The sequence below is a fragment of the Rhodanobacter sp. FW101-FHT13A11 genome (assembly GCF_058790335.1).
The window spans coordinates 1-5745 of sequence record NZ_JBYTCN010000028.1 but is presented as its reverse complement, the minus strand read 5'-3'; the positions used below and the strand labels follow the sequence as shown (position 1 = coordinate 5745).

The following is a 5745-nucleotide window of genomic DNA, read 5'->3' as shown; positions in this document are numbered from 1 at the left end:
AGGATAAAGCCCCTGGCGGTGACCTGTTGCGGGTCGCGACCTGCGGTCGCCACAGCAACCGCGCCCAAAGAAACACCCCCACCGTTTCCGGTGAGGGTGTTTCAGGATAAAGCCCCTGGCGGTGACCTACTCTTGCATGGCAAAGCCACACTACCATCGGCGCATGCGCGTTTCACTTCTGAGTTCGGGATGGGATCAGGTGGGACCACGCCGCTATGGCCGCCAGGGAAGGGGTTGAAGCAGCGCATCGCGCGCCGGCTTCAGTCGGGTGCAAAGCCCTTTTGAAGAGTCCGCCAAGGATGGCGGGTATGGCTCTTCGCGAAAAGGACTTCGCGTCAATAACGTCGTAAACGAGTGACAAGCGTCGAGGTGAATTCGAATCAATCGAGACGGTGTTGAAGCGTGCTCTTCTGAAGAGTGCGGCCATGGATGGCCGCTTTCTCGTGCAGGGAAAGCACACGAAGCGTCTTGGGGTTATATGGTCAAGCCGCACGGCTCATTAGTATCAGTTAGCTCAACGCATTGCTGCGCTTCCACACCTGACCTATCAACCACCTGGTCTTGATGGTGCCTTAAGGAGAGTCAAGCTCTCGGGAGATCTCATCTTGGGGCGTGCTTCCCGCTTAGATGCTTTCAGCGGTTATCACTTCCGTTCATAGCTACCGGGCAATGCCTCTGGCGAGACAACCCGAACACCAGCGGAACGTCCACTCCGGTCCTCTCGTACTAGGAGCAGCCCCCCTCAAATCTCCAACGCCCACGACAGATAGGGACCGAACTGTCTCACGACGTTCTGAACCCAGCTCGCGTACCACTTTAAATGGCGAACAGCCATACCCTTGGGACCGGCTACAGCCCCAGGATGTGATGAGCCGACATCGAGGTGCCAAACACCGCCGTCGATATGAACTCTTGGGCGGTATCAGCCTGTTATCCCCGGAGTACCTTTTATCCGTTGAGCGATGGCCCTTCCATACAGAACCACCGGATCACTAAGACCTACTTTCGTACCTGCTTGATCCGTCGATCTCGCAGTCAAGCACGCTTATGCCTTTGCACACAGTGCGCGATGTCCGACCGCGCTGAGCGTACCTTCGTGCTCCTCCGTTACTCTTTGGGAGGAGACCGCCCCAGTCAAACTACCCACCATACACGGTCCCTGATCCGGATCACGGATCGAGGTTAGAACGTCAAGCACTTCAGGGTGGTATTTCAAGGATGGCTCCATGCAAACTGGCGTCTGCACTTCAAAGCCTCCCACCTATCCTACACAGAAGAACTCAACGTTCAGTGTAAAGCTATAGTAAAGGTTCACGGGGTCTTTCCGTCTTGCCGCGGGAACGCTGCATCTTCACAGCGAATTCAATTTCACTGAGTCTCGGGTGGAGACAGCGCCGCTGTCGTTACGCCATTCGTGCAGGTCGGAACTTACCCGACAAGGAATTTCGCTACCTTAGGACCGTTATAGTTACGGCCGCCGTTTACTGGGGCTTCGATCAAGAGCTTCGCCTTGCGGCTGACCCCATCAATTAACCTTCCAGCACCGGGCAGGCGTCACACCCTATACGTCCACTTTCGTGTTTGCAGAGTGCTGTGTTTTTGATAAACAGTCGCAGCGGCCAGGTTACTGCGACCCATCGACGCTCAGTCACGCACGTGACCACGTCAATGGGCGCACCTTCTCCCGAAGTTACGGTGCCATTTTGCCTAGTTCCTTCACCCGAGTTCTCTCAAGCGCCTTGGGATTCTCACCCTGCCTACCAGTGTCGGTTTACGGTACGGTTTTTCTACAGCTGAAGCTTAGTGGCTTTTCCTGGAAGCGTAGTATCGGTCGCTTCGCCCCAAAGGGCTCGTCTCGGTGCTCGGCATAAAGGATCCCGGATTTGCCTAAGACCCATGCCTACCGCCTTTCCCCGGGACAACCAACGCCCGGTAGACCTAACTTTCTCCGTCCCCACATCGCACTGTAGAAAAGTGCTGGAATATTAACCAGCTTCCCATCGACTACGCATTTCTGCCTCGCCTTAGGGGCCGACTCACCCTGCGCCGATGAACGTTGCGCGAGGAAACCTTGGGCTTTCGGCGTGGGGGCTTTTCACCCCCATTATCGTTACTCATGTCAGCATTCGCACTTCCGATACCTCCAGCGGACTTTACAATCCACCTTCACAGGCTTACGGAACGCTCCTCTACCGCGTGCACTTGCGTGCACACCCCGAGCTTCGGTGCATGGCTTAGCCCCGTTAAATCTTCCGCGCAGACCGACTCGACCAGTGAGCTATTACGCTTTCTTTAAAGGATGGCTGCTTCTAAGCCAACCTCCTGGCTGTCTATGCCTTTCCACATCGTTTTCCACTTAGCCATGACTTGGGGACCTTAGCTGCGGGTCTGGGTTGTTTCCCTTTTCACGACGGACGTTAGCACCCGCCGTGTGTCTCCCGGATAGTCTGTCCTGGTATTCGGAGTTTGCCATGGTTTGGTAAGTCGCGATGACCCCCTAGCCATAACAGTGCTCTACCCCCAGGAAGATTCGTCCGAGGCGCTACCTAAATAGCTTTCGAGGAGAACCAGCTATCTCCGAGTTTGTTTAGCCTTTCACTCCTATCCTCAGCTCATCCCCATCTATTGCAACAGATGTGGGTTCGGTCCTCCAGTGCGTGTTACCGCACCTTCAACCTGGCCAAGGATAGATCACTCGGTTTCGGGTCTACTGCCAGAGACTATGCGCCCTATTCAGACTCGGTTTCCCTTCGCCTCCCCTATACGGTTAAGCTTGCCACTGACAGTAAGTCGCTGACCCATTATACAAAAGGTACGCAGTCACCCTTGCGGGCTTCCACTGCTTGTACGTATACGGTTTCAGGGTCTATTTCACTCCCCTCTCCGGGGTTCTTTTCGCCTTTCCCTCACGGTACTAGTTCGCTATCGGTCAGTCAGGAGTATTTAGCCTTGGAGGATGGTCCCCCCATGTTCAGACAAGGTTTCACGTGCCCCGCCTTACTCAATTTCACGCACGGTGCCCTTTCGCTTACCGGGCTATCACCGTCTATGGCCAGCCTTTCCAGACTGTTCAACTAAAACACTGTGCGCTTTTGGGCTAGTCCCCGTTCGCTCGTCGCTACTGAGGGAATCTCGGTTGATTTCTTTTCCTCCGGGTACTTAGATATTTCAGTTCCCCGGGTTCGCCCTGCATGGCTATGTATTCACCATGCAGTACTCCTTGCGGAGTGGGTTTCCCCATTCGGACATTGCCGGATCAAAGCTTGTTGCCAGCTCCCCGACACTTTTCGCAGGCTGCCACGTCCTTCATCGCCTCTGACTGCCAAGGCATCCACCGTATACGCTTAGTCGCTTGACCATATAACCCCAAGTCGCCTCGGGATCACACGTCCAAACCACTTCGTTTTCGTGCCTTAACACTTGCCTCGGTTCGGTTCGAACCAAGACGCTTGTCACTCGTTTACTTGTTTTCAAAGAACATCACACCGGCCTCAATGCCGGATGATTTCAAAATCTTGTGTGTGCTGTTACTTCACGCAGCGCTAGAGTGGTGGAGCCTGTCGGGATCGAACCGACGACCCCCTGCTTGCAAAGCAGGTGCTCTCCCAGCTGAGCTAAGGCCCCTTGAGGAGTCCGCCCAGGGAAGGGCGGTCTTGATCTGCCCTTCGCGGATGGACCCGCGTGAGGTAATGGTGGGTCTGGGTGGACTCGAACCACCGGCCTCACCCTTATCAGGGGTGCGCTCTAACCACCTGAGCTACAGACCCAGAGATCGAGCCCCAGAACCTACGCCAGCCTGCCTCGAACCTGGGTCCGGACCGGCTTTTGTTGAAGAGTCCGGCCATGGATGGCCGGTTTTGCTCTTCGCAAAAGGGACTTTGCGTAAAGTACAGGTGTCTTGTGTGGACGTCTTGCGTGAAAGATCACGCCGTCGTTCTCGAAAGGAGGTGATCCAGCCGCACCTTCCGATACGGCTACCTTGTTACGACTTCACCCCAGTCATGGACCACTCCGTGGGCGTCGTCCCCCTTGCGGTTAGACTAACGCCTTCTGGAGCAACCCACTCCCATGGTGTGACGGGCGGTGTGTACAAGGCCCGGGAACGTATTCACCGCGGCATAGCTGATCCGCGATTACTAGCGATTCCGACTTCATGGAGTCGAGTTGCAGACTCCAATCCGGACTGGGATCGGCTTTCTGGGATTGGCTCCACCTCGCGGTCTTGCAACCCTCTGTACCGACCATTGTAGTACGTGTGTAGCCCTGGCCGTAAGGGCCATGATGACTTGACGTCATCCCCACCTTCCTCCGGTTTGTCACCGGCAGTCTCCTTAGAGTTCCCACCATTACGTGCTGGCAACTAAGGACAAGGGTTGCGCTCGTTGCGGGACTTAACCCAACATCTCACGACACGAGCTGACGACAGCCATGCAGCACCTGTGTTCCGATTCCCGAAGGCACTCCCGCATCTCTGCAGGATTCCGGACATGTCAAGGCCAGGTAAGGTTCTTCGCGTTGCATCGAATTAAACCACATACTCCACCGCTTGTGCGGGCCCCCGTCAATTCCTTTGAGTTTCAGTCTTGCGACCGTACTCCCCAGGCGGCGAACTTAACGCGTTAGCTTCGACACTGATCTCCGAGTTGAGACCAACATCCAGTTCGCATCGTTTAGGGCGTGGACTACCAGGGTATCTAATCCTGTTTGCTCCCCACGCTTTCGTGCTTCAGCGTCAGTGTTGTCCCAGATGGCCGCCTTCGCCACTGATGTTCCTCCCGATCTCTACGCATTTCACCGCTACACCGGGAATTCCACCATCCTCTGACACACTCTAGCCACCCAGTATCCATCGCCATTCCCAGGTTGAGCCCGGGGATTTCACGACAGACTTAAGTAACCGCCTACGCACCCTTTACGCCCAGTAATTCCGATTAACGCTTGCACCCTTCGTATTACCGCGGCTGCTGGCACGAAGTTAGCCGGTGCTTATTCCTCAGGTACCGTCAGCCCCACAGGGTATTGACCCGTGGTATTTCGCTCCTGATAAAAGTGCTTTACAACCCGAAGGCCTTCTTCACACACGCGGCATTGCTGGATCAGGCTTGCGCCCATTGTCCAATATTCCCCACTGCTGCCTCCCGTAGGAGTCTGGGCCGTGTCTCAGTCCCAGTGTGGCTGATCATCCTCTCAGACCAGCTAGCGATCGTCGCCTTGGTAGGCCATTACCCTACCAACTAGCTAATCGCACATCGGTCCGTCCAACCGCGCGAGGCCCGAAGGTCCCCCGCTTTCTCCCGTAGGACGTATGCGGTATTAGTCCCGGTTTCCCGAGGTTATCCCCCACGTCTGGGTAGGTCCCGATGCATTACTCACCCGTCCGCCACTCGCCACCCACCGTATTGCTACGGTTGTGCTGCCGTTCGACTTGCATGTGTTAGGCATGCCGCCAGCGTTCAATCTGAGCCAGGATCAAACTCTTCACTTAAGTTGTCGATCGACCGAAGCCGATCTATCTTTCCGAAGCGTTCTTCCCAACCAGTCAAAACTCATTACTGACTTTTTACTTGGTGGGACGCTTGCATTGCTTGGACAGGTCGCAACCCTCCAGCACAAGACGTCCACACAATTCACCTGCGCACACTGTCAAAGATCTTCACCGCATCGACCACCCTTTCGGTGATCGCCCCGAGACCTTTCGTCCCGGGTGAGCCGCCCATTCTACATCGCTTTTTACGTCCGTCAACA

Annotated in this window: 2 tRNA genes and 3 rRNA genes; all 5 read right to left on the bottom strand. The window is 55.5% G+C overall.

Features of this window, described 5'->3' with window-relative positions:
* Positions 1-113: 113 nt before the first annotated feature.
* A 5S ribosomal RNA gene (rrf, locus tag AC3WRN_RS16670) occupies positions 114-227 on the bottom strand.
* A gap of 251 nt (positions 228-478) precedes the next feature.
* Positions 479-3358: ribosomal RNA gene (locus AC3WRN_RS16665) — 23S ribosomal RNA — on the bottom strand.
* Between the two features lie 190 nt (positions 3359-3548).
* Positions 3549-3624: transfer RNA gene (locus AC3WRN_RS16660), tRNA-Ala, on the bottom strand.
* Positions 3625-3690: 66 nt separating this feature from the next.
* Positions 3691-3767 (bottom strand) — tRNA-Ile (locus tag AC3WRN_RS16655).
* A 173-nt stretch (positions 3768-3940) separates the two neighbouring features.
* Positions 3941-5485 (bottom strand): 16S ribosomal RNA (locus AC3WRN_RS16650).
* The 16S, 23S and 5S rRNA genes sit together here with 2 tRNA genes alongside, the layout of an rRNA operon.
* Positions 5486-5745: the final 260 nt, after the last annotated feature.